The organism is Buchnera aphidicola (Microlophium carnosum) (assembly GCA_011752475.1).
GTDB lineage: Bacteria > Pseudomonadota > Gammaproteobacteria > Enterobacterales > Enterobacteriaceae > Buchnera > Buchnera aphidicola_BG.
Genome location: CP048747.1, coordinates 478,945 through 505,215, shown reverse-complemented (window position 1 = coordinate 505,215; position 26,271 = coordinate 478,945). Strand labels below are relative to the sequence as shown.

18 protein-coding genes, 1 tRNA gene and 1 pseudogene are annotated in these 26,271 nt (G+C 24.3%); 3 read left to right on the top strand and 17 right to left on the bottom strand.

Annotated features, from left to right (window positions below; translation table 11 throughout):
• The first annotated feature begins 71 nt into the window (after positions 1 to 71).
• Together G4A98_02275 and argA are read left to right on the top strand one after the other, a co-directional pair.
• Positions 72 to 148: transfer RNA gene (locus tag G4A98_02275), tRNA-Met, on the top strand.
• Between the two features lie 152 nt (positions 149 to 300).
• A complete protein-coding gene (gene argA / locus G4A98_02270) occupies positions 301 to 1,629 on the top strand; it encodes an amino-acid N-acetyltransferase (GenBank protein ID QIQ42024.1) in 1,329 nt (442 codons plus the stop codon).
• Positions 1,630 to 1,663: 34 nt separating this feature from the next.
• Here argA and recD read toward each other — a convergent pair whose 3' ends face one another.
• The 7 genes and pseudogenes from recD to G4A98_02235 all read right to left on the bottom strand — a co-directional run bounded on the left by recD (position 1,664) and on the right by G4A98_02235 (position 14,231).
• Positions 1,664 to 3,472: an exodeoxyribonuclease V subunit alpha gene (recD, locus tag G4A98_02265; GenBank protein QIQ42175.1), complete on the bottom strand. Its 1,809-nt coding sequence runs from the start codon at positions 3,470 to 3,472 to the stop codon at positions 1,664 to 1,666.
• A 5-nt stretch (positions 3,473 to 3,477) separates the two neighbouring features.
• Positions 3,478 to 6,974, bottom strand: a pseudogene (gene recB / locus G4A98_02260) (exodeoxyribonuclease V subunit beta).
• A 4-nt stretch (positions 6,975 to 6,978) separates the two neighbouring features.
• On the bottom strand, positions 6,979 to 10,203 hold the full coding sequence (recC, locus tag G4A98_02255; protein ID QIQ42023.1) for an exodeoxyribonuclease V subunit gamma: 3,225 nt from the start codon (positions 10,201 to 10,203) through the stop codon (positions 6,979 to 6,981).
• 61 nt (positions 10,204 to 10,264) lie between these two features.
• The gene (gene mscS / locus G4A98_02250) at positions 10,265 to 11,110 is read right to left on the bottom strand and encodes a small-conductance mechanosensitive channel MscS (GenBank protein QIQ42022.1); all 846 of its coding nucleotides are present in this window, start codon (positions 11,108 to 11,110) and stop codon (positions 10,265 to 10,267) included.
• Positions 11,111 to 11,254: 144 nt separating this feature from the next.
• On the bottom strand, positions 11,255 to 12,331 hold the full coding sequence (fbaA, locus tag G4A98_02245) for a class II fructose-bisphosphate aldolase (protein ID QIQ42021.1): 1,077 nt from the start codon (positions 12,329 to 12,331) through the stop codon (positions 11,255 to 11,257).
• Positions 12,332 to 12,350: 19 nt separating this feature from the next.
• On the bottom strand, positions 12,351 to 13,520 hold the full coding sequence (locus G4A98_02240) for a phosphoglycerate kinase (GenBank protein QIQ42020.1): 1,170 nt from the start codon (positions 13,518 to 13,520) through the stop codon (positions 12,351 to 12,353).
• A gap of 117 nt (positions 13,521 to 13,637) precedes the next feature.
• Positions 13,638 to 14,231 (bottom strand): YhgN family NAAT transporter, encoded by a 594-nt coding sequence (locus G4A98_02235; protein ID QIQ42019.1) that lies wholly within the window; start codon positions 14,229 to 14,231, stop codon positions 13,638 to 13,640.
• A gap of 294 nt (positions 14,232 to 14,525) precedes the next feature.
• Between G4A98_02235 and asd the strand changes: the two genes are divergently transcribed.
• Positions 14,526 to 15,638, top strand: a complete 1,113-nt coding sequence (gene asd, locus G4A98_02230) for an aspartate-semialdehyde dehydrogenase (protein QIQ42174.1) — start codon at positions 14,526 to 14,528, stop codon at positions 15,636 to 15,638.
• A 126-nt stretch (positions 15,639 to 15,764) separates the two neighbouring features.
• Here asd and tusA read toward each other — a convergent pair whose 3' ends face one another.
• From tusA to lysA, 10 genes are all read right to left on the bottom strand, one after another.
• Positions 15,765 to 15,998: a sulfurtransferase TusA gene (gene tusA / locus G4A98_02225; GenBank protein ID QIQ42018.1), complete on the bottom strand. Its 234-nt coding sequence runs from the start codon at positions 15,996 to 15,998 to the stop codon at positions 15,765 to 15,767.
• A 71-nt stretch (positions 15,999 to 16,069) separates the two neighbouring features.
• Positions 16,070 to 16,711, bottom strand: coding sequence for a nicotinate-nucleotide adenylyltransferase (gene nadD / locus G4A98_02220; GenBank protein ID QIQ42017.1), 642 nt, complete (start codon positions 16,709 to 16,711; stop codon positions 16,070 to 16,072).
• Positions 16,712 to 16,732: 21 nt separating this feature from the next.
• Entirely contained in the window at positions 16,733 to 17,728 is a 996-nt protein-coding gene (gene holA / locus G4A98_02215; GenBank protein ID QIQ42016.1) for a DNA polymerase III subunit delta, read from the bottom strand.
• A gap of 40 nt (positions 17,729 to 17,768) precedes the next feature.
• Positions 17,769 to 20,348: a leucine--tRNA ligase gene (leuS, locus tag G4A98_02210; GenBank protein QIQ42015.1), complete on the bottom strand. Its 2,580-nt coding sequence runs from the start codon at positions 20,346 to 20,348 to the stop codon at positions 17,769 to 17,771.
• Between the two features lie 95 nt (positions 20,349 to 20,443).
• Positions 20,444 to 21,322 (bottom strand): CNNM family magnesium/cobalt transport protein CorC, encoded by an 879-nt coding sequence (gene corC, locus G4A98_02205; protein QIQ42014.1) that lies wholly within the window; start codon positions 21,320 to 21,322, stop codon positions 20,444 to 20,446.
• Positions 21,323 to 21,405: 83 nt separating this feature from the next.
• On the bottom strand, positions 21,406 to 21,792 hold the full coding sequence (ybeY, locus tag G4A98_02200) for an rRNA maturation RNase YbeY (protein ID QIQ42013.1): 387 nt from the start codon (positions 21,790 to 21,792) through the stop codon (positions 21,406 to 21,408).
• 97 nt (positions 21,793 to 21,889) lie between these two features.
• On the bottom strand, positions 21,890 to 23,206 hold the full coding sequence (miaB, locus tag G4A98_02195) for a tRNA (N6-isopentenyl adenosine(37)-C2)-methylthiotransferase MiaB (protein ID QIQ42012.1): 1,317 nt from the start codon (positions 23,204 to 23,206) through the stop codon (positions 21,890 to 21,892).
• 65 nt (positions 23,207 to 23,271) lie between these two features.
• Positions 23,272 to 24,066 (bottom strand): thymidylate synthase, encoded by a 795-nt coding sequence (thyA, locus tag G4A98_02190; protein ID QIQ42011.1) that lies wholly within the window; start codon positions 24,064 to 24,066, stop codon positions 23,272 to 23,274.
• A gap of 6 nt (positions 24,067 to 24,072) precedes the next feature.
• On the bottom strand, positions 24,073 to 24,924 hold the full coding sequence (gene lgt / locus G4A98_02185) for a prolipoprotein diacylglyceryl transferase (GenBank protein QIQ42010.1): 852 nt from the start codon (positions 24,922 to 24,924) through the stop codon (positions 24,073 to 24,075).
• Positions 24,925 to 24,985: 61 nt separating this feature from the next.
• Positions 24,986 to 26,233, bottom strand: a complete 1,248-nt coding sequence (gene lysA, locus G4A98_02180) for a diaminopimelate decarboxylase (protein QIQ42009.1) — start codon at positions 26,231 to 26,233, stop codon at positions 24,986 to 24,988.
• Between the last annotated feature and the right edge of the window lie 38 nt (positions 26,234 to 26,271).

Genomic DNA, 26,271 nt, shown 5'->3' with positions numbered 1-26,271 from the left:
AAATAAGAATTTAACTTATAAAAATTATTGCATTTTTTTATATACAAGTGTATTATGTAATTTAATACAAGCGCGGGGTGGAGCAGTTTGGTAGCTCGTCGGGCTCATAACCCGAAGGTCGTTGGTTCAAATCCAGCTCCCGCAACCAATTTTAAATGTAATTTTACATTTAAAAATTTTTACTTAATCCCATCTTTTGAAAAAAACCTTCCAATACTTTAATCTATTCTGAGATATAAAACATTAATTAACTAATAAAAAATAATATATAGATTGCAGTAAAAATGCAAGAGGATTGTTATGAAAGAACGCAATACTGAATTAGTTCAGGGTTTTCGTCACAGCATCCCTTATATTAATGCTCATCGAGGTAAAACATTTGTCATAATATTAAGTGGCGAAGCAATTAAATATGGAAATTTTTCTGGTATTATTAATGATATAGGATTGTTACATAGTTTAGGTATTCGTTTAGTAGTTGTATATGGTTCTTGTCCTCAAATTAATACTAGTTTAAAAGAAAAAAATATTAACATCACATATCATAAATACATACGAATTACTGATTTAGCTTCTTTGGAGCAAGTCAAACAAGCAGCAGGAAGGTTACAACTTGACATTACAGCTCGTCTATCTATGAGTGTAACGAACACTCCTCTTCAAGGAGCAAATATTAATGTAGTCAGTGGTAATTTTATTATTGCGCAACCATTAGGTGTAGATGATGGTATAGATTATTGTCATAGTGGTAAAATTAGAAGGATTGATAAAAATGCAATTGATTATCAATTAAGGAATAGAGCTATAGTATTAATTGGTCCAGTAGCTGTTTCTGTAACTGGAGAAAGCTTTAACTTAACTTCTGAAGAAATAGCAACTCAAATTAGTATTGAATTAAAAGCAGAAAAAATGATAGGTTTTTGTAGTAATCAAGGAGTGATTAATCATAAAGGTAAAGTCATTTCGGAATTATTGCCTAATGAAATAAAATACAGAATTAAAAAATTAGAAAAAAAAGGTGATTATATTTCTTCAACTATTCGTTTTTTAAGAGGAGCAATAAAAGCTTGCAAAAGTGGAGTAAATCGTAGTCATTTGATCAGTTATCATAAAAATGGAGCACTATTGCAAGAATTATTTTCTCGTAATGGAATTGGCACCCAGATAGTTATGGAATCAGCAGAAAAAATAAAACGAGCTAGTATTAATGATATTGGAGGAATTTTAGAATTAATTCGTCCTTTAGAAAATGAAGGAATTTTAGTACGTAGATCAAGAGAACAACTAGAAATAGAAGTAGATAAATTTACTATTATTGAATATGATAATTTAACTATTGCTTGTGTAGCATTATATCCTTTTTTAGCAGAAAAAATAGGAGAAATGGCGTGCTTAGCTGTTCATCCTGATTATCGTAATTCTGCTCGTGGAGATTTATTATTAAAAATAATTAAAATACGTGCTAAAGAAATGCATTTAGAAAGAATTTTTGTATTAACAACTCAGAGTATTCATTGGTTTCAAGAGAGAGGATTTGTTCTTGTGAACATTGAAATGCTTCCTGAAAGTAAAAAGAAAATGTATAATTATCAACGTTGTGCAAAAATTTTAATGCTTGATGCAATATAAGTATATATTTTTATAAAAAATGAATTATTCTTTTTTAAACTGTTATATTATTAGTATTTTTTAAAAAAGTTTTTATAAAAACTTCTTTTTCTGAAAAAATGCTAAGCATTTTCCGAGATCTTGTTACACCGGTATATAAAATATCTTTATTTAAAATATTTAAATGAGAATTTGGTAATATTAAAGAAGTATTTATAAATTCTGAACCTTGCGATTTATGAACAGTGATAGCCCAAGCAGTTTTGTATTTTCTTAAAATTGTGACAGGGATATTGTTTACTATATTATTTTGTTTCAAAAAAGACACTTGTAAGATGCCATTTTTGTTAATATTGGTAATACCTATTTCTCCATTAAATATGTCTAAATATTTATTGTTATTAGTAATCATGATAGGTTTTCCTATATACCATTCTTGTCCATTTATATAAAAATATTTTATTATATTTTTTTTGTACATATTTCCTTCTAATTTTTTATTTAAAACATTTACACCAAATAAACCATCATGTAATACACATAACGTTTGATAATCTTTAAAAGATTCTATAATTTCTTTCATTGTGGCTTTTTGGTATACTTTATCCCAAAAATTTTTATAGTTTAAAGAAATATTTTGAATCATTTTTTCATATTTTTTAACAGAATTATTTTCATAAAAAGAAACATTTTTTATTAAATTATTAAATAAACTTTCAATAATTTTGATTTTTTTATTACAAATTGCATGTGATAATATATAAATTCCTGAGCTTTTATTAAATCTATAATTTTTTTTTAAAACACATATGCTGTCACTAATAAAGTTTGTTTTTTTTGTATTTGTATTTTTTGACAATTTATATTGTGTAAGTTTTTCAATATTAATTACGGTTTGTAAGCTATATCCATCATTAGCATAAGAACAAATTTTTTTAAGAATAGAACTAGATTCTATTGGACGTAATTGATTAGAATCACCTATAAAAATTAATTTAGTATTGCTTGAAACTGAAAATAATATTTTTTCCATCATTAAAATATCTACCATTGATATTTCATCGATAATTAAAATATCTAAATCTAACAAGTGATTTTTATTAAAAAAACTATTTTGTGATATTTTTTGAATTCCTAATAACTGATGTATAGTTATTGCTCTAGATGGAAGAGAATGCTTTTCTTGTTCAGATAAGTATAAGTCAAAGATATTATTTTTTATAATTTCATTTAAACGTGTTGTTGCTTTTCCTGTTGGAGCAGATAACTGAATTTTTATTACTTTTTTTGAACTTTTAATTAATGCAATTATTATTTTTAATATAATAGTAGTTTTTCCCGTTCCAGGACCACCGGTAATAAAACTTATACGATTTATTAAAGTTAGTGCCACTGCTATTTTTTGAAAATTTATATTGTGTTGAGGAAATAAATTATTTAATATTTTAGAACATTTCTCTTGATTAATTCTATTTTTTTTATTTTTTGTATATAAATAGTTAAAAATGTTGTTTTTAGCTTTCCACATTTTATAAAGATATATTTTGTTTTTGTATAAGACTAAAGGTGTAGGAAGCTTACCGTTTCCAATGGATTTATGTTTTAATAATTCTGCTGACCAATCTATTTTTTTTTCTAAAAAAAACAGTATTTTTTTTATAAATTTTTCATTTAAACTAGAAAAAAAACAATTTTTTTCAAAATATTGAATAGGTAAAAAGATATGACCTTGGCTACTTTCATAACTTATACAAGCTGCAACTAACATTATAATAGTATTTTTTTGTGTAATAAATTGAGAGAAATAAAAATCAATTGGACGTATAATTTTAAATTTTACAGCTTGTTTTAATAGCATAATCATATTGTTCATGAAATCAAAGTAATTGTTTTTTCTATTAATAAATAATCTGGAATAGTATGAAAAATTCCATTATTTGTTTTATCTTGTTCGATAGCGCGTAAAAAAAAATAAAAAACACCACCAAAATCATTTTTATAATTATAATTTTTTATTTTGTTTTGTAAATATTTATGCACAGCTATAGTGTATATTTGATATTGCAAATCATATCTTTTGTTAATTATTTCATTTTTTATATGTATTGTAGAATAAAAACTATTGTTTTTACCTAACCAATTAGACTTGTAATCTAATATATAATATTTTTTTTGCCAAAAAAAAACTAAATCAATAAATCCTGTTAAAATTCCCTTGACTGGATTAAAAAATAATTTTGGAGAATTCATTGATATAGGATCAATAGATTGAATAATTTCATTTAACTGTGTGCTGTATAACGTATTTTTTATAGGTAAAAAAAATTCAAATTCTTTTACACATAAACTTTCGTGTATTTTTGATAAAAAAATTTTTTTATCCCCTATTGATGTGTTGATAATACTTTTTATCCAAGAAACCAATATTGCAGTCCATTTTATTGGAATATTATATTTTTGTAAAATCTTGGAAAACCAATTATATTTTTTTTTATTTAAGATATGTAAATTTTTTAATATTTCATGAATCATTGATCCAGTATTTTCCCCTTTGGGAAAGTTATATATTGTTAAAGATTTATTATTTTGTTCTTTATTTTTGACTAATAATTTTTCTGAGAAAGTTTCTTTTTTATTTTCTTTTTTTAATTGGGTGAAACTGGTTATATTCCAATTTTTTTGGAGATTTTTTTCTAAAGATTTTTTTTTACATATTAAATAAATGACGTGTTTTATTATAGGAAGTTTAACATAATCTGTATTATGTTTTACTTCTATAAAAGTATTTAGCTGAATGTTTTTCAATTTATTAAGTAAATTTTTATAGTTCATAGATTGTCTATTTTGTATAGTGTATCCTAAACTACTTTCGTGGATATCACTATGATTTTTATTTTTTATTATTTTTTTTGTTAAACATGCTATCCCAATACTACAATAAAGAATTGATCTTGTCAGTGCAACATATAAAAAACGTATGTCTTCTGATAATCTTTCTTCATCTGCTATTTTTAAACTTTCCTTACTGTTCTCTGTATCAAAAAATACTTTGAAATTACTTTTATCATGATAAATAGGTAATAGTGATTTTTTAAAATCTATACTAAAAGGTATCCAAACAATGGGATATTCTAATCCTTTTGACTTATGTATGGTAACAATTTTTACTGATTGAGAATCATTAAAATGTCTAATATATTCATTATGTAAAGGCTGTTTGTTTTGTAATATTTTTTTTTTAAACCATCGAATTAAAGATGTTTTTTTATGAAATAATTGAAATTGTTCTTCTAATAATTCTGCTATGTGTAAAAAATTTAAATTTTTTAAATAATTTGTATTTATTTCTATAATATTAGAGTTGATTTGGTACTCTAATATCATATTTGTAATCATATGGAAAATTCCTATTTTTTTCCATATATCATGATATTTATATAATTTCTCTATTATACAATATGAATTTTCATTTGTTGATTTTTTTTTTATTACAGATAATATATTTTTTAAAATATGTGTAGAAATGGATTGTTGTAACAATTTTTCATTATCAGGTTCTAGAATAGATTCTAATATCCATAGTAATTCTTGGGCATCAAAAGTTTGAAATACACTACTTTTATTGGATGAGTATATTGAAACTATATTATGTTTTTGCAATTCTGTTTGAATGATATCGGCTTCTTTTTTATTTCTAACTAATACAGCAATATCGTTAGCTTCTAGAATTTTTTCTCCATTTTTAGTTGTAATTTTAGCTTTTCCTGTTTGTGCACAAGTTAACCAAAAACTAATTTCATTTGCACACTGTTTAGAAATCCAAATTTGATAATCATCTATATATACTTCTTCTTTTTCTTGTAAAAAAAATTTTATTGGAATCTGAGGGATATTATTAATTGTAAATTTCATTTTTGAATTATTACAAGAAGGTGTTGTAGGTATAAATGGAATATTTTTAAAAATAAATGGATGTTGATATTGAGAAAATAAATAATTAATACTTTTACACATATTTATTGAAGCACGCCAATTAGTATCGAGGTAATAGTATTTTTTTACTTTAGATTTTGCATATAAATAAGAAAAAATATCTGCTCCTCTAAAACTATATATTGCTTGTTTTGGATCTCCAATAAGAAATAATACTGTTTTATGATGGTTTTTATATAAAATATCGAATATTTTATACTGTTGAATATCAGTATCTTGAAATTCATCAATAAATACTGCGGGGTATTGTTTTCTTATTAAAATTCTAAGAGATTGTTCTTTTTTTATTTCTTTTAAAAGAATATTTAATAAGTCATTGAATCCTAGTAGTGATTTTTTTTTCTTTTCTTTTAGCAAGTATTGATTAATTTTTTTTATAGCATATATTATAACAATATTTTTTAATGAAAAGTTTTGTTTTAATATTTTTTCAGTTTCCATAAAAAGAATGTATTTTGAACAAACATTATTGACTGTATTGTTTTTTATATTTTTTTGTGTGAAATATTTTAATGGAACAGGAATTGTATAATCTTTAGTTTTAGATTTTGCCCATATTGTAATACTATTAATCCATTTAACGATATTAAAATTACTATATATTTTTTTATTTATTTTAAAACTATTAATTTCTTCTTGTATTGTTTTGTAATACATCAACCATATTTCTTTAAAAGAAATTATTTTTTTTATATTTTCTTGATGAAATGTAATTAATTTTTTATTACTTAAAAAATTTTGAGAAAAATTAGTTGATTTTATATGAAAAAACGGTTTTATTTTTTTTAAAAAATACTCTGGATTTTTATAATCTTGATAAATAATATTAATAATATCTTCTGGTAAATTATAAAAAGATCGTCTCCAGAAATCTTGTGTAGCTTGTAAATATAAATCATCTTCATTATCAATTATTGTATCTTCAAAATTATAATTCAGATAAAAAGTATGTGATTGTAATATATGTTGACAAAATCCATGTATTGTATAAATACAAGCGTTGTTTATATCATTTTTTGCTTTTTTAAGAATATCAATAGCTTCATCTATATCGTTTATTTCTCTTAGAAAAACATTAAAAGGAGGTTCTGCTTTTTTTTGATTGATACAAATTAAATATAGACTTTGAATTCCATTTTTAATTCGCATGTATAATTCTTCTTTTGCTGCATTAGTAAAAGTAACAACTAGTATTTCATGTACTAAGAGTTTTTTTGTATATTTTTTTTTTTTTCTAGACCTAATAATAAGCGTAAATATAATAGTACAATTGTAAAAGTTTTTCCTGTTCCTGCAGAAGCTTCTATTAAGTTTATTCCACTAAGAAGTATTTTAAATGTATTAAGTTTTTCTTTTATATTAGTAATATTCATTTTGTTATTTTTTGTTTATTTTTTTATATTTTAATATCGGTGTTAACCATTTTTCAGATATTTCGCAAATTTTTTTTATAGTATTTGTATTTAATGTGGTAATTGTTTGTTTAATATAGAAATCTTTTTGTTCTGCTTTCATATACGAATTTCCTATCCACGTTTCTAATAATTTTTTATGTCCTTTTCTGTTTGTATGATAGTCCTTTTTAATACAATTATTTTTTTTGTCATAGACTTGATCAAGCCATGATGCACCTGATTTTATTAAAAATAAAGGTGTTTTTATACCTTTTATATATCCTCTTATATATTGTAAGAGATAAGTATATGCTATATCAGTATTTAAAGAAGAAAAAGACCAAGTATGACATTTATAACCTATTATTCTACTATCTTTGCAACCGACTAAAACAGAGTAAATTAAATGTTCTAACCATAAAGAAATACGATCGCTATAGTTGATTATAGTTGGTTTCCAACGTAGTAATCCTGTATTTTGTATTTCACATAAAATACCATTGATTTGATATTTTTCTATTTTTAAATTAATTTTTCTTTCTTCTGTTAAAACTCTATATTTCATGACTTCTTTTGCTATTAACGTCATATCTTTGATACTTTTATTCCAAAATATTTTTCCAAAAAAATGATAAGGTAGTTTTCCAGACAGCATATGATATTGAAAAAATTCTGTTATTTCTTGATTATGTATAATTTTATTTAATAAAACTGTTTTTATTTTAAAAGCATCTAGTGGATGTACTGAGAAAGGTTCTGTGTGTTTTATTTCTTTTTTTTCTGTATTAAATCGTATTTTTAAATTGAAATTAAAAAAATAACGTATTGGATTTTTCCAAAAATTTATTAAATCTTTTAAATTAATTTGAATATAACTTTGTTTTTTTAATAAATTTTTATCATATATATTTTTCTCAAGATTGTGATATGTATTTTGTAATTGGTCTTTTTTAAAGAAATTTATATTTTTTTTTTCATAAAAATATTGTTTGTTATATTGTGTACATAAATTTTTAATTATTTTTTTAGCATTATTTTCTAAATTTAAATTCTCATCTCCTATAAAACAAAAATTAAACGCTATATAATTTAATAATTGATCAACTAAAACTGAAGGATACCTTTTGCTTTCATCTTTATCAGAATATCCAATGTAACTAATATGCAATTTTTTTTCAGCGCAAGATATACTTTGAGCAAATAAATAACAATATTTTTGATAGATGTTAACATCTCCAATTAATGGATATTTTATCAATAAATTAAAATTATCTAAATAATTAATTTTTGGAATACTTGAGTGATCAGCTCCAATGATACATATGATTTTAAATGGAATATAACATACAGAATCAGGATGACAAAAATTCACTACACCGGGAAGAAATTTTTTGTTGTTAGTATAATCATTTTTATAAAAAAAATTTTTTTTTAGTATATTAATTGAAATTTTCTTTGAATAATTAGATGATAAATTATCATTCATCATTTTTATCCATTTTTTTTGAATAATTTGCATGATTTTTTCTATTTTTTTGCTGGGGTAAAAAAAATCGCTCATTAATGTTGTAGATAGTGAATGCCAATATTCAAGATATTGTGATTTTGATAATTTTCTTTGCCATTTTTCGAGTGTTTTTATAAATATAATTAATTTTCCTATGAGTTCTGATCTAGAACCATTAATTAAGCTACATGATAAAATATTATTCCAAATTGTTTCTGTATCATTCATTGCGTAACTAAGAAGTAATTTTTCTATTCCGTAAAACCAAGTATTTTGTTTGTTTTTAGGAAATGACAAATAATCTTTATGTTTACAATCAATAGCCCAACAAATATTTGCTTCTTCTATCCAACTATATAAAATTTTTATTTCTTCCTTTGAAAAATTAAATTTCTTTGCTATTTCAGGAATTTCTAATAATTCTAATATTTCTTCGTTTTCGAAACGACTATTTGATAAATTTAATATTTTTTTAAAAACAGATAATATTATTCGTGTATTTTTAGGAAATTTTTGCGAAATAAAAAAAGGAATGTTCTTTTTTTTATCTACTGATTTAAATATTGCATTAATAAATAAAATGTAACTATTAAGTGAAAAAGAAGTGACAACTATATCACTAGGTTTTAGAGATGAATTTTCATGAAAAAATACTAATAACTTTTCATATAGTATTTCAATTTCATTTTTTTTATTCAAACAAATATGTATAGAAATTGAATTGTCTGTTAACTGTAAAAATCTTTTTGTAGTTTTGAATTTATTACTATCTAACAAATCATTTTGAATGTTATTTAGTAGATTGTTATTTTTATTTTTTTTGAAACAATTAATTATTTTAACTTTTTTAGATTTAAGAACATATAAAGAATAAATTTTTTCGTATTGTCCCCATAACATCATTAGTGAATGACTTAATACATTTTTTTTTTCTATTTTTTTATCTAAACATATTATATTATTATGTATTAAATGAAATATATTGTTTTTACAAGGTGTAACATATAAAAAATAAACATTAATATATATACTTATATCTTTAAAAAATTTTATATATGAAGGATTTAATGAAAAAGAAGAAATAACAAAACAACGTTTAGGTAAATATTTTTTTTTTATTTTTTTTTCTTTAATTAGTTTTTGAACATTGTCAAATAACTTTGCAAAATGATATATAGATTGCTTCATTGTTCTTGTATTATACATTATTTCCATCCATAATTTTCTTTGCCATGCTTCGGTTTGATCAATTATGGATGCATTTTTTTTTGTTTCCCATTCGTTGATCCAATTAGGACGATAAAAAATATATTGTTCAAATATATTTGCCATTAAAAATGAAAATTTAAATTTTTTAATTTCATCTTCTTTTTTTTTATAATTTTCAAGAAATTTTTCATTATCTAGAACATTCATGATTTTCCAAACCATCATGGAATGAGTAAATATGTTTTTTAAATCTTTTTTAGATAATATTATTTGGAATAATCTCCATATAAAATCGTGAGGATGATATAATTGAAAATTAGCAGAAATACCTATTTTTTCTGCAAAAAATATATTTAAGTATTGAAATAGTGTTTTACCATCATAAACAAAAACCTCTTTTTCAAAAATATTAGACAGAGGTTTTGCTGTAATAATATTACAAGCTTTTAATAATAGAATATCTAGTGAATTTGATTTATAAACTATAAACATAGAAACCTTTTTTTAAACAAATCATTTTTTAAAATTTTATTCTTTTAATTGTTATATTATTTTAATTTTTTTTATAAAAATGTACATCTAGTTGAGGATAGGGAACATTAATATTATTTTTATCTAGTGCTTTTTTAAATTTAGCCATTAAATCCCAGTATACTGAATTTAAATCGTTATTCTTACTCCAACAGCGAACTATAAAATTTAAAGAAGATGGGGCTAATTCACTAAGACCAACAATAATATCTTTATCTTTGATTACTCTTTCTTCTTTTTCTATTACTGTTCGTAATATTTTTATCACTAAATCAATATCGCTATTGTAAGATACACTTATAATAAACTCATTACGACGTATAGGTTCTCTTGAGTAATTAATAATATTACCAGAAATGATTTTATTATTTGGTACTACTACAATTTTTCCGTCTAAAGTACGAAGTGTTGTATAAAAAATATGAATGTTTAATACAGTTCCTGAAACATTTCCTAAATTGACATATTCTCCAGTTTTTAATGGTCTAAGTGTAACTAATAATACACCTGCTGCAAAATTAGATAAAGATCCTTGTAAAGCTAAACCTATAGCCATACCAGCTGCTCCTAATATAGCAATTACTGATGTTGTTTGTACTCCAATTCGACCTAATGCAGCAATCAGTGTAAAAGTAATAATAATATATCGCATTAATGCAGAAAGAAAACCAGCAATAGTAGCATCAATATTACGAGTAATTAATACTTGATTAACTCCATTTGATATAATTTTAGATATAAACATTCCAGCAACTAAAATAATAATAGCAGATGTCAGATTTACTATATATCCAAGTAATAATTCTTGATTACCTATCAACCAATTTCCTGCATGATTGATATCATTTACTACATTTAATTCATCCATCGTGATCTCTGTATATTTTATTTTAGCAATTAAAAAATTTTAATGATTTATTTTAATATATAGTATATATTTCAATAAAGTTATTTTTCGGAGAATATTTTTATTTATTCCCCGGAATAAAATTAAAATGTTTTATATAAGTGATTATAAAAGATTAAAAGCGTTTAATTCTTTAAATGATTTTTCTAATCTAGTTGACATAGATTCTTGTGAATTTCTTATCCATGTTCTTGGATCATAATATTTTTTATTAGGTTGATGTTGATTGTGTTTATTTCCTAATTGATTTTGTAAAAATTCTTTATTTTTTTTATAAAAATTTAATACACCTTTCCATGCCGCCCATTGTATATCAGTATCAATATTCATTTTAACAATGCCGTATTTAATTGATTCATTAATTTCTTTCAAATGTGAACCTGAACCTCCGTGAAATACTAAATTTAATGGATTCTTTTCTAAATTGTGTTTAGTACTTACAAATTCTTGTGAATTTTTTAAAATAATCGGTCTAAGATCAATGTTTCCAGATTGATACACACCATGTATATTACCAAACGAAGCAGCAATACTAAAATTTTTACTAATTTTATTTAATTCTTCATAAGCATAATTTACATCTTGAGGCTGTGTGTAAAGTAATTTTTTATCTATTTTAGTATTATCAATACCATCTTCTTCTCCTCCTGTACATCCTAGTTCTATTTCTAACATCATGTTAATATTTTTCATTTTTTTTAAATATTGTGTAGAAATAAAAATGTTTTCTTGCAAACTTTCTTTTGAGAGATCGATCATATGAGAAGTAAAAAGAGGTCTATTATTATCATGATAATATTTTTTTCCTGCTTCTAATAATCCGTCAATCCATGATAATGTTTGTTTTGGGCAATGATCAGTGTGAAGTATTACTGGAATGTTATAGTGTTTTGCCATTAAATGTACATGTTGAGCGCCAGATATAGAACCCAGTATTGCTTGTTCTTGATGCATTGAAAATCTATTTTTATAACCTGCAATAAAAGAAGCACCACCATGAGAAAACTGTATAATAACTGGAGATTTTACTCTAGCAGCAGTTTCTAAAACAGTATTGATAGAATCAGTTCCTATGCAATTAATCGCTGGTATTGCGAATTCTTTTTTTTTGGCTAATTCGAACACTATTCGTGCTTCATCACCGTTCATAACACCTGGTTTAATAACATTTAAAATATTCAATTTTTTTCCTATTAATTATTTAATTTATCTTTTTAAAATTTTCTTCTAACATATGTATTGCAGGTAGTTTTACTCCTTCTATAAACTCTAAAAAAGCTCCTCCTCCAGTAGAAATATAAGAAATATTATCTTTTATATTAAACATGTCAATAACAGATAGTGTATCTCCTCCTCCTGCTATAGAAAACGCATTACTATGTGCAATTGTTTTTGCAATCATTTCAGTTCCTTTTCGAAAATTTGGAAACTCAAATACTCCAACTGGTCCATTCCAAATAATTGTTTTAGATTTTTTAAGTATATTAATAATTTTTTCAATAGTGTTATCACCAAAGTCCATAATCTCTTCATTTTCTTTAATATTGTTGGGTAACTTAATTACAGATATTTCATCTTTGCAAAAGTTTTTTCCGACACGAGAATCAATTGGTACAATAATATTGTATTTATCACGTAATTTTTTAGCTTCAAATATAAAATCTGGTTCATGCAATGATTTTCCTATTTTATGATCAATAGCTAAAAAGGTATTAGCTATTCCCCCACCAACTATTATGGTGTCTGCGATCTTAGATAATTTTTTTAATACATTAAATTTAGTTGATACTTTTGCACCTCCAACTATAGCTACTACTGGACGTTTTGGTTTTTTTAATGCTTTTTTTAAAGCATTTATTTCATTTATTAAAAGAAGTCCAGCACAAGCAGTTTTAACAAATTTTCCAACTCCATAAGTAGATGATTGCATTCTATGTGCACTTCCAAATGCATCCATTACAAATATATCGCAAAGATCGGAATATTTTTTAGATAATTTGTCACTATTATTTAATTCACCTCTATTAAAACGAGTATTTTCTAAAATTGCTATTTCTCCTGAATTAAGTTGAATACCATCTAAAAAATTATCGGAAAAATATATTTTTATGTTACTAAGTTTCTTTTTAAAATATTTAAATATAGGTAATAAAGAATATTCTTTTATATAATGTCCTTCTTTTGGTCTTCCTAAATGAGACATAATAATTACTTTTGCATTTTTTTTAATTGCTAGTTCAATAGTTGGAAGAGCAGCTAGTATTCTAGCGTCAGATTGAATAACTCCATTTTCTATAGGAACATTTAAATCACTTCTTATTAACACTCTTTTGTTAGTTATATTTATCTCAGTCATTTTTTTAAAAGTCATAATAGTACCTTTTTATCGTTTCTTATTTATAATGTATTCTTTTCAATTTTTTATTTTTTAAAAAACTTATTTTATCCTGTTATTTTACTAATAACAGGTTCTTAAAAAATAATATATCTAATTTTTAAACCATGCTCTAATTCCATCTAGAAACATTTGAGTAGAAAGCATAATTAAAACTAAACCCATAAGACGTTCTAAAGCATTGACACCTTTGGAACCAAACAATTTTAAAAACAAACCAGATGATAATAATATTATAACTGTCAAGCACCATGCAATTAGCAAGGATCCCACTAAATAAAACATATGATGTAAATATTGATGTGATAGCAACATCAATGTTGCTAATAAAGATGGTCCTGCTACCAGCGGAATAGCTAGAGGAACTAAAAAAGGTTCTTCACATGAAGAAACTACTTCATTATTATTATCTTCAGAAGGAAAGATCATTTTAATAGCAATTAAAAATAAAATAACACCGCCAGATATTGACACAGTTTCAGTTTTTAAATTAAGAATAATTAGTATCTTTTCACCAACAAATAAGAATAATAGCATAACAATTAATGCTATAATCATTTCACGTATAACTACAATTCTTCGTCTTTTAGCTTCTAAATGCTTTAATATTGTCATGAATATTGGAAGATTTCCTAAAGGATCCATAATTAGCACTAGTAATATGGTTGTAGAGATAATTTCAGTCATTTTAATCTATTGTATCCTTTTAAAGTCATGCTATTTTTTAATATAAAATATTTTTTCTAATAGAAAATTATGATTTTATAGTATATTTAATATTAAAATAGAATTTTCTATTTTAATTTTTTATTAAAATTCTCTTGTTTCTGTATAAAGTATATATTTTTCTTATATAAACTTTATTATTAATATTCTTTTGTTAATTATTTTTAGGAGCCGGAAAACATTTACTTTAGCTACTTTATTATTAATTGTGATAAATATTGTTGTTAATGTAAATTATCCGCGTATTGATTAATGATGAAAATTGTAGGTTTAGTTGGTTGGCGTGGAATGGTTGGATCAGTCTTATTAAAACGAATGCAAGAAGAAAATGATTTTTTAAAAATAAAACCTGTATTTTTCTCAACGTCTCAGTCTGGTCAAACTAGTTCTATTTTACATAATATATCACATAATGTTTTAGAAGATGCTTATAATATTGATGTATTAAAAGAAATGAATATTATAATTACATGTCAAGGAGGTTCTTATACTGAAGAGGTTTATCCAAAATTACGAAAAAATGGTTGGAAAGGTTATTGGATAGATGCAGCTTCTAATTTACGAATGCAAAGCGACTCTGTTATTATATTAGATCCAGTTAATTATAATTTGATACAACATGCTATAAATAAAGGAATTAAATCTTTTATAGGGGGAAACTGTACTATTAGCTTAATGTTAATGTCTTTGGGAGGTTTATTTGCAAAAGAACTAATTGAATGGATTTCTGTATCTACTTATCAAGCAGCATCGGGAGCAGGTTCGCGTCATATGATAGAGTTATTAAATCAGATGGGCAAGTTATATAACGTTGTAGAAAAAGATTTATTAAACAGTTCTCTTCCAATTTTAAGTATTGAACATAAAGTGACTCAAATGTCTCGTAGTTTTGATTTTCCTATAAAAAATTTTTCTGTACCGTTAGCTGGAAGTTTGATACCTTGGATTGACATAGAAATGAGTAATGGTCAAAGCCGAGAAGAATGGAAAGGTCAAGCTGAAACTAATAAAATTTTAGAAAATAAAAATAAAATTTTAATTGATGGTATATGTGTACGAATAGGTTCACTTCGTTGTCATAGCCAATCATTTGTTATTAAATTAAAAAAAGATTTATCTTTAAAAAATATTGAAGCAATTATTGAACAGCATAATCAATGGGTTGATGTTATTCCAAATAATATACGAGATACATTATTAAAACTAACTCCATCTGCCGTAACTAACACATTAAATATACCAATAGGTCGTTTAAGAAAATTAAATATAGGTAAAAAATATTTATCAGCTTTTACTGTTGGAGATCAACTTTTATGGGGTGCTGCAGAACCTTTAAGAAGAATGTTAAATATATTAATTAATGTATAATATTTTTTTCTATTACTATAATAGTTTTTTTTTAATATATACACTATATTTTTATATATAAAATTTTAAGTGTATATATTAAATATATTATGATCATAAAAAAAATTTTCAACATCTTTAAAGAGATTATAATCCTTTTTTTAATAAATAACGATAAGGCTTAACTGTGATTTCGTGTGTTAATAATTTATGTTCCATAAAATAACAAAAGTTTGGAATGTCTCTTTTAGTAGTAGGATCGTCTGATAAAACTAATATTTTTTCATTTTTTTTCATATTACGAATAGTTTTTCTTATCATCATAATCGGTTCTGGACATCGAAGTCCAATTAGATTCAATATAATATTTTTTTTCTTCATTTTTTGATTGTATATATTTCAGATTATTTTTTTAGTATGATAAAAAATAACAAAAAAGAATTAAGATATTGTTAATTATTATAGTATAATTTTTTTAATAAAATATAATTATTTACAATAGATGGCAAGAGTGTATAAGAACTTTTTCCCATAGAATAATTTTTTCTTATTTTACTTGAAGAGATATCCATAAGAGGTATATTTGCGAAAAAAATTAATCCAAATGATTTCTGATGTAACAAATTACAATCATATACAGTATTGGAATTAATCCATGTTTTCAATTCATGGTTGTGATTATTATTATGTTTTCTAGGACACACTAATAAATGAGAATACAATAATATTTTTTTCCAATCTTTCCAGAGATGAAACTTTTGTAAGTTATCTTCTCCTATTATAAAACATAAAGGCCTTACATAACTTGTATCTTCTCTAATTTGTTTTAGTGTATCTACAGTATAAAAAAAATGATTTTTTTTTGTTTCTAGATAACTTACTTGAAATAAAGGATTGTTATGAGTAGCAAGTTTAATCATTTTTATTTTATCTATTATCGATGTTTTACTTTTTTTTCGATGAGGAGGATAGTTATTTGGTAAAAATATTATTTTTTCTATGGATATTTCTTTTGCTAATTTTTCAGCTGAATAAATATGCCCATAATGAATAGGATCAAAATTTCCACCAAAAATTCCATGTAATTTTTTCATTTTTTTTTGATATAAAGAATATTAGTTGCATAGTATTAAAGTTAATTCTTGTAGTTGATTCCAAACATCATTATTATATTTTTTTTTGATGTTTATTTCTATTTTTACAAGAATTTGAATTGCTTTTAACAAACTACTATTGTTTATTTTTTTAAAAGCATTTATAAAAAATTTATATCTTGTACTCCAAACATTATTTTTTTCTAATAATATATGCATACTTATTTTTTTTTCACGTTTTATATAAATTAATTTTAATAAATCTGTTTGTAAATAACGTACTAAAATGAGAGGATTGTATTGTTTTTTACAAAAAACATTTAATATGTAAATAGATTTTTCTATTTGTCTCTGAAATATAGAATTAATCCAATGCAATGGAGATAAATCAAAAAAATTAATAATAACGTTTTTTATTTTTTCTGCTGAGATGCAAGTATTAGGCCATGTTATTGATAATATATCTAAAATTTTATATATAAATAAAGTGTTTCCTTCATAATATTTGCATAATAAAAAAAATGCTTTTTCTTCCATTTCTATATTTTTTTCTTGCATTTCATATGTAATCCAATTAATAAAATGTAAATTATATGGTGTAAAACAAGAAACTATATTACATTTTTTAAATGTATAGAATAATTTATTTTTTTTAAAAAAATGAGATAAATGATTAAATTTTAATATCATTAAAATATCTGGATTAAATAAAGAAAATATTTGATAAATATATTCATTTGCAATCATATTTAATTTTTTAATTAGAAAGTTAACGACTAAAGTAGTTTTTTTAAAGAATAAATTTTTAGTTTTGCAAAATAAAATAATCTTTTTATAATCTGTATCTTTTTCTATATTCATTATCACTTTTTTTGAAAATCCTTTTTTATATGCAAAATTTAATACTAAATCTTGATTTCTTTCTAACAAAAAAGTATCTTCTCCTAAAAAAATATAAAAAGATTCTAATTTTTGCATTAATTGTTTTTTTAATTTATCTGGTGTTATATTGTTCATATAAGTTATATTGCTATTTTTTAGAAATGTATTTTTAATTTTATATTACAAAATTTATTATTTTTCTTGGAATATATATTATTTTTTTTACATCAATATTTTTTAAGTGTTTTTTTATTATTGGTTCATTTTGAACATGTAAAAATATTTCTTCTTGAGTTAAATTATTAGATATTTTTATAGTACAACGTGTCTTCCCATTAATTTGAGCAACAATTACATTATATTTTTTTAATAGAATATTTTCTTGAAAGATAGGCCATTGTTCATTATCAATAGGTGTGTTTTCGTTAAAATAGTTCCAAACAAAAAAACAAAAATGAGGTGTAAATGGGTAGAGCATTTTAATTATACAGACTAAAGATTCTCGCATAATAGATTTATCTTTTTCTTCTTGTATTGGTGCTTGTACTAGTTTGTTTACTAATTCCATAATTGTTGCAATAGCAGTATTAAATGTTTTTCGACGACTGATGTCATCAGATACTTTAGCGATCGTTTTATGTAACTGGTAACGCAATTCACTTTGCTGATCATTTAAAAAATCAAAGTTCATTTTTTTGTGTGTTTTTTGTACATTAATATAATTTAATATTAGATTCCAAAGTTTTTTTAAAAAACGATATACTCCCTTAACACCAGATTCTTTCCATTCTAGAGAAGATTCTACAGGGGCTGCAAACATGATAAATAAACGAATTGTATCAGCTCCATAACGTTGAATGATTAATTCCGGTTCAATTCCATTATTTTTTGATTTAGACATTTTAATCATTCCAGCATAAACTAGTTCTTTCCCTTGTTTGTTATATGATTTAATAATGTCTCCTTTTGAATTACGTTTTATTAAGACTGACGATGAATGAAACCAAGTACGTTTAAAATTGCTATCAATTGCATAAAAAGCCTCAGCAAGAACCATACCTTGACATAGTAAATTTTTTACAGGTTCATCAGAATCAACTAATTTAAAATCACGTAGTAATTTATGATAGAATCTAAAATACATCAAATGCATAATTGCATGTTCTACTCCACCAATATATTGATCAACAGGAAGCCAATATTTTGATGCTACTGAATCAATCATACCTGTATTAAAATGTGGACAGGTATATCTTGCATAATACCAAGATGATTCCATGAAAGTATCAAAAGTATCTGTTTCTCGAATAGCGTTTTTACTATTAATAATAATTTTTGCCCAATTAGAAGTAGGATCAATAGGTTTATGTAATGAATTTATATTGTTTTGAATTTTTGGTAAAATTACAGGTAGTTCATCTTCTGGTATAGATATAATTTCTCCATTTTTTAATTTTGCCATTGGAATAGGAGTACCCCAATAGCGTTGTCTTGATACACACCAGTCTTGTAGTTTATAATTAATTTTTTCTTTTAATATTTTTTTTTGACATAGTATTTTTTTTATTTTTTTACTACTATCTTCAGAGTTTAATCCATTGAATTCTTTAGAATTGAATAATGTTCCTTTAATGTCTATAAAAGAATTGTGTGAATTGAATTCTTGATCATTAGGATGTAAAATAACATATTTAATTTTTATATTATTTTTAATTGCAAAATTCCAATCATTTTCATTATGTCCAGGAATAGATAACATGGCATTTACGCCATATTCTTTTATAGTAAAATTTGCAATCCAAATTGGTATTTTTTTTTCTGTGAGTGGATGAATCACAAATAGATTTGTATTAATCCCTAAATACTTAACATGTTTAAGTTCTTCTTGTGAGATGTATTTATATTTTTTTATAAATTCTTTAATAATCTCATTTTTTTTAGATAAATTTACGCATAATGGATGACAAGTAGATATTGAAATATATGTCACACCCATTATCAGGTCTAATCTATTAATAAATACCTTTAATTGTTGACAAGTATCAAAAATATTTAGTGTAAGCTGAAATCCTTTTATTCGTCCAATCCAATTTCGTTGCATATTTTTCACATTTTCAGGCCAGTGAGTTAGTTTCTTTAGATCTTGATATAAGGACTCAGCATAATTTCTTATTTTTATAAACCATTGCGGAATTTTTTTTATCGTGATTTTATTCTGACATCTCCAACAACATCCATCAATAACTTGTTCATTAGCTAAAACTGTTTTCTCATAAGAACACCAATTCACTAAACTATTTTTTTTATATACTAGTTTTTTTTCATACAACTTAGTAAAAAACCACTGTTCCCAGTGATAATATTCTGGATTACATGTAGTTATTTCACGACTCCAATCATAACTAAAACCTAGGGATTGAAGTTGTTTTTTCATATACTTTATATTTTTCTTTGTCCAAGAAAAGGGGGTAGTATTATTTTTTATAGCTGCTTCTTCAGCAGGTAATCCAAAAGCGTCCCAACCCATTGGCTGTAAAACGTTTTTTCCTAGCATTCTTTGATATCTAGCAATCACATCGCTAATAGTATAATTTCTAACATGACCCATATGTAGTTTGCCAGAAGGATATGGGAGCATCGGAAGACAATAATATTTTTCTTTTTTGCAATCTTCTTTTACTTCAAAAGTTTTATTGTTTTTCCAATATTCTTGTACATACAGTTCTATTTTTTTTGGTGAATATTCTTTTTCCATATTTTTCTCTGAAAGAAGTATTTGATAAATATAATACTTTTAGTTTCAATTAAGAAAACAATGTTATTTTTCTATTTTAAATAAAAAATTAGTATTTATTGTGATTCTATTAGATCTGGTATTTTGTTTTCTGGAATAGTTACATGTATTTGTATAACTTTTCTACTATCTGTTGTAGAAATTTTAAAAGAATAACCATCGATATTTATGCTATCACCGCGACTTGGTAAACGACCAAATTCTTTCATAACTAAACCTCCTATAGTATCTACTTCTTTATCACTAAAATTAGTATTAAAGGTTTCGTTGAATTCTTTTATTTCTGTAAGAGCTCTAACAGAAAATGTGCATTTTTGTAATTTTCTAATATTTAATGTTTCTTCATCATCATATTCATCTTCAATTTCTCCAACAATTAATTCAAGTATATCTTCTATGGTTACGAGACCTGAAACAGCTCCAAATTCATCTATAACTATTGCCATGTGATTTCTTTTTGAACGAAATTCTTTTAGCATTCTATCTACATATTTACTTTCTGGAACTACAACAGCTGGTCGTAATATATTTTTTATGAAAAAAATATTTTTTGAATTTTTCATAAATGGTAATAAATCTTTAGCGATTAAAAATCCTTCAACATAATTATTATCACTACTCATCACTGGAAAACGAGAATGTGCAGATTCAATAATAATATCCAGACATTTATTTAGATTGTAATTTAACTTTAATGTTATCATTTGTGTTCGTGGGATCATAATGTCTTTTATTCTCTTTTTGACAATATGCATCACTCCTTCTAACATATCGCAAGTATCTTGATCAATTAGTTCATTTTGCTCTGAATCTCGAATTAATACTAATAATTCTTCTCTATTTTTAGGTTCATCATGAAAAATTTGATTTAATAAAATAGAAAAAAATCCTTTTTTATTTATTTTATCACAGTTTTGCGGATGCTTATCACTCATGGTATTAAGTTGTCTATTTTGAAATATGTTCTACTATTCTATTGTAGAAACGCTTCAGTTAAAATATTTTTTATAAAAGATTACTAATTTTTTAAACAATATGGTTTTTTATAATTTAAAGATAACATCATTTTATTTTCAATTTTCTCCATAATATCTGTTTCTTGAGTATTTTTATGATCATATCCTAATAAATGTAGTGTGCCATGTATTGTAATATGAGCCCAGTGTGATTCTAGTAATTTATTATATTTTAAAGATTCTTTCTCTATGATGTTTTTACATAAAACTAAGTCTCCTAATAATTTATGATTAGTTGTAATAAATTTATTGAAAGAAAATGATAAAATATTCGTTGGTTTATTTTGTCTTCTATAAGTAAAATTTAGTTTTTGAATTTCTAATTCGTCTACGATACGTATCGTTATTATATTAATGTTTTTTTTTTGTATAAAACTTTTTTTATCCATTTCTTAAAATGTAATTTTTTTGGTATATTTTTATTGCTTTTGCAACAAATCTGAAGGTTTATAATAATGTTTTCCATAGTTCTGAACTGAATTATTTTTACAATAATTCACCTTTTAATGAATGTGTATGCACTCGTTTAATTTTTACATTAACAAATTGTCCAATCATTTGATAGGAACCTTTAAAAGTAACAATTCTATTATTTTCTGTTCTCCCATACAAATTCATAATATTTTTACTAGATACACCTTCTACTAAAATAGATTGTGTGCTTCCAAACATTTTTCTACTCCATAACATAGTTTGTATATTTATACGATCTTGTAAAAGATATAAACGTCTTTTTTTTTCTTTTATATCAAGATCATCTTTTATTTTGGATGCAGGTGTTCCAGGTCGGGTAGAGTATATAAAACTAAAGCTCATATCGAAATTAATATTTTTTATAAGGTTCATGGTTTCTTGAAAATCTATTTCAGACTCTCCAGGAAATCCTACAATGAAATCAGAACTAATTTGAATATTGGGTCTAGCAATAATTAGTTTTTTAATAATAGATTCATAATCTTCTACTGTATATGAACGCTTCATTAAATTAAGAATTTTATTAGAACCACTTTGAACAGGAAGATGCAGAAAACTAACTAGTTTTGGTGTGTCTTGGTATACTTCAATAATATCATCTGTAAATTCAAGTGGGTTGCTAGTAGTAAAACGAATTCTATCAATACCATCTATTTCTGCAACCAATCTTATTAATTCTGAGAAATAACAAATTTTTCCATTAAAAGTTGGACCTTGATATGCATTGACGTTTTGCCCTAATAAATTAATTTCTCTCACTCCTTGCTTCGCTAACATTGATATTTCAAATAAAACATCATCACATGGACGACTAATTTCACTGCCTCTTGTATATGGTACTACACAAAATGAACAGTATTTATTACATCCTTCCATAATAGAAATATCTGCTGTATATCCTGTTTTTTTGGGTTCTAAAGAATATTTGAATTTTTCTAATTTAGGGAAACTAATATCAATAGATAATTTTCGTTTTTTTTCTACTTCAGAAATCATTTTTGGTAGTTTGTGTAAAGTTTGAGTTCCAAATATGATGTCTACGTAATTTGCTCTTTTAAAAATTTCCTCACCTTCTTGAGTCGCTACACATCCTCCTACAGCAATGATAATTTTTGAGTTTTTATTTTTTATTTTTTTCCATCTTCCAAGTTGATGAAAAACTTTTTCTTGAGCTTTCTCTCTTATCGAACAAGTATTTAATATTAAAATATCAGCGTTTTCTACTGAGTTAGTCAGCAAGTATTTATTTTTTTGTAATAATGTGGCTATTAGAGATGAATCATATTCATTCATTTGACAGCCCCAAGTTTTTATGTATATATATTTCATATATTAGTTAAAATTAATCCAAATTGATTCGTAAAGATATTATTTCTAATATAAAATTGTTTATTTTATATAGATATTTTTCCTTTAATAGAAGGGTAAGGATCATATCCAACAATTTTAAAATCTTGAAAAGAATATTGAAATAATGACTGAGGTTTGTTAAGAATTATTAATTCTGGTAGTTTTCGAGGTGTTCTTAATATTTGTTTTTGTGCTAATTTAATATGATTGTTGTATAAGTGAACATCACCTCCTGTCCATAAAAATTCTCCAATTTTTAAATTACATTGTTGTGCTATCATATGTATAAGTATTGAATAACTGGCTATATTAAAAGGTAGTCCAAGAAATACATCACAAGAACGTTGATACAGTTGACAACTGAGTATATTTTTATAAACATAAAATTGAAAAAGAACATGACAAGGAGGTAATCTCATTTTATCTATATCTCCAACATTCCAACTAGAAACTAACATTCTACGGGAGTTAGGAGTTTTTTTTAACTGTATTAATATATTCTTTATTTGATCGATTTTCTTTCCTTCTAATGTGCTCCAACTTCTCCATTGCCTTCCATATATTGGACCAACATCTCCAGATTTATCTGCCCAATTATTCCAAATTGATATTTTATTTTTATTAAGATAGTCAATATTAGTATCTCCTTTTAAAAACCATAATAATTCATGAATAATAGATGGGGTATGACATTTTTTTGTTGTAAGAAGTGGGAAACCTTTTCTTAAATCAAATCTCATATTATAACCAAAAATAGATAAAGTTCCTGTTCCTGTACGATCTTCTTTTGGATTTCCGATCTTAATTATTTTTTTAATTAATTTAATGTATTGTTTCATAATTCCTCATAATTTATTTTTACAGGAAGACTTGTACATAATAATTAAACCAGCAATAATCATTGGGATCGATAATATTTGTCCCATGGTGATTATGTTTTGCAATAGTCCTATTTGAGGATCCGGTTCTCTAAAAAACTCTATAAATATTCTAAATATTCCATAACAAATTAAAAATAAACTACTAATACTACCTATTGGTCTATTTTTTTTTGAAAAAAAATAAATTATAAAAAATAAAAGAATACCTTCTAAAAAAAATTCGTATAATTGGGAAGGATGACGTGGTAATGCTCCATATTTTTCTAATAATGATTGTAATTGAGGAGACTTTTTTATCATTTCTAAATCTTGATATTGAGAGTTAGGAAAAATCATTGCATATGAAAAGTGTGGTGATACACGTCCCCATAGTTCACTATTAATGAAATTTCCCAATCTTCCAGCACCTAATCCAAAAGGTACTAATGGAGTTATAAAATCAGATATTTCTAACATTTTTTTTTTATATTTTAAGGAAAAATATAGCATAACAATAATAGCTCCTATTAATCCTCCATGAAATGACATGCCTCCTTCCCATATATGAAATATCGAAAGTATATTTTGAGAAAAATATGTAAAATTATAAAAAACAATATATCCTATTCTTCCTCCAATACATGATCCTAAAAAAACAGCATATAATAATATCTCGATATTTTTTTCATACCATTTTTTCTTATTTTTAATACTATTTTTTTTTCCATACCACATTGCAAATATAAAACTAACAAGATACATAAAACCATACCAACGAGCAGAGATTGGACCAATAGTAAAAATTATAGGGTTTAAGTTAGGAAAAAAGATGTACATATATTATATAATATTCCTTTATTAAAAAATATTTTAATGATAATGAATTATTAAAAAAATATTATTTTTCTAAGTTTAATATATCTTCAATTGTCTGACGTCTGCGAATAACAATAGAATTATTATTTTTTAATAATATTTCCGGAATAAGTGGTCTTGTATTATAATTAGATGACATTGTAGAGCCATAAGCTCCTGTATCATGAAAAATCAAATAATCTCCTATTTTTATGATTGGCAATTTTCTAGATTGAACAGTTCCTCCTTCTTTTTGCGTAAAAATATCTCCTGATTCACATAGAGGACCTGCAACAACAGTATTAGTGGTTTCTTTTTCGTCAATGATTCTATCATCTCCAGCAACAATAGATATATGATGATAGCTTCCGTACATAGTTGGCCTCATTAAATCATTAAACCCAACATCTACTAAAACAAAGTTATTGTTACCCATTTTTTTTGTAGCCCATACTCTTGAAATTAAAATACCTGATTCTGCAACTAGAAATCTTCCAGGTTCAATTTCTAATTGAATTTTTTCTTTTAAAAATTCAGATATTTTGTTTCTTGCTATATTCCATAACATAAAGTATTTTTTTATATCGATGGGTTCATCATTAAATTTATAAGGTATAGGTAATCCTCCGCCAACAGAAATAGACGATATCTTTTGATTTAATTGAAAAACATATTTAGTCATGGATTCACAAACTTTTTTTAAATGGGAATAGTTTACTCCTGAACCTATATGCATATGTAATCCTATTAATTTTAATTTATATTTTTTTATAATTGGTATTGCTAGTTCAGGCTCCCAAAGGCCATGTTTGCTATTTTCTCCTCCAGTATTAGTTTTTTTGCTGTGTCCATATCCAAATCTTGGGTTAATTCTTAACCACACATGATGACCTGGTGAAATTTTTCCTAATTGTGTTAACATATCTAAAGATCCGGCATTGACTGGTATTTTACAATCGACTACCTTAAATAAAGTTTCTTGATCTAAAATATCTGCGGTAAAGACTATTTCATTTGTATTTGGTGCAAATCCAGATGATAAAGCTCTTTCAATTTCACCTAATGAAACCGCATCGATTTTTATATTTTTATTTTTCATCATCCGTAATATATGAATATTTGAACAAGATTTTTGAGCAAATCTAATAACATCAAATTTTTCTAGTAATTTAATTTTTTTATAAATAATCTCGGAGTCATAAACCCAAAATGGAGGTTGATATTTTCTTATTAAATCTTTAATTGTTTTTATATTAAGATTATTTTCAGTATTATTGAGAGGTGTTGGCATTTTATATCTCGTCTCATTTTTATTAAACTTTTTATATT

Excerpts from the sequence above, each read along its gene's own strand:
- lgt (QIQ42010.1), bottom strand. The coding sequence starts at position 24,924 with ATGTACATCTTTTTTCCTAACTTAAACCCTATAATTTTTACTATTGGT.
- argA (QIQ42024.1), top strand. The coding sequence starts at position 301 with ATGAAAGAACGCAATACTGAATTAGTTCAGGGTTTTCGTCACAGCATC.
- recC (QIQ42023.1), bottom strand. The coding sequence starts at position 10,203 with ATGTTTATAGTTTATAAATCAAATTCACTAGATATTCTATTATTAAAA.
- corC (QIQ42014.1), bottom strand. The coding sequence starts at position 21,322 with ATGAGTGATAAGCATCCGCAAAACTGTGATAAAATAAATAAAAAAGGA.
- recD (QIQ42175.1), bottom strand. The coding sequence starts at position 3,472 with ATGATTATGCTATTAAAACAAGCTGTAAAATTTAAAATTATACGTCCA.
- leuS (QIQ42015.1), bottom strand. The coding sequence starts at position 20,348 with ATGGAAAAAGAATATTCACCAAAAAAAATAGAACTGTATGTACAAGAA.
- ybeY (QIQ42013.1), bottom strand. The coding sequence starts at position 21,792 with ATGGATAAAAAAAGTTTTATACAAAAAAAAAACATTAATATAATAACG.
- miaB (QIQ42012.1), bottom strand. The coding sequence starts at position 23,206 with ATGAAATATATATACATAAAAACTTGGGGCTGTCAAATGAATGAATAT.
- tusA (QIQ42018.1), bottom strand. The coding sequence starts at position 15,998 with ATGAAGAAAAAAAATATTATATTGAATCTAATTGGACTTCGATGTCCA.
- holA (QIQ42016.1), bottom strand. The coding sequence starts at position 17,728 with ATGAACAATATAACACCAGATAAATTAAAAAAACAATTAATGCAAAAA.
- nadD (QIQ42017.1), bottom strand. The coding sequence starts at position 16,711 with ATGAAAAAATTACATGGAATTTTTGGTGGAAATTTTGATCCTATTCAT.
- mscS (QIQ42022.1), bottom strand. The coding sequence starts at position 11,110 with ATGGATGAATTAAATGTAGTAAATGATATCAATCATGCAGGAAATTGG.
- lysA (QIQ42009.1), bottom strand. The coding sequence starts at position 26,233 with ATGCCAACACCTCTCAATAATACTGAAAATAATCTTAATATAAAAACA.
- G4A98_02235 (QIQ42019.1), bottom strand. The coding sequence starts at position 14,231 with ATGACTGAAATTATCTCTACAACCATATTACTAGTGCTAATTATGGAT.
- thyA (QIQ42011.1), bottom strand. The coding sequence starts at position 24,066 with ATGAAACAATACATTAAATTAATTAAAAAAATAATTAAGATCGGAAAT.
- asd (QIQ42174.1), top strand. The coding sequence starts at position 14,526 with ATGAAAATTGTAGGTTTAGTTGGTTGGCGTGGAATGGTTGGATCAGTC.
- G4A98_02240 (QIQ42020.1), bottom strand. The coding sequence starts at position 13,520 with ATGACTTTTAAAAAAATGACTGAGATAAATATAACTAACAAAAGAGTG.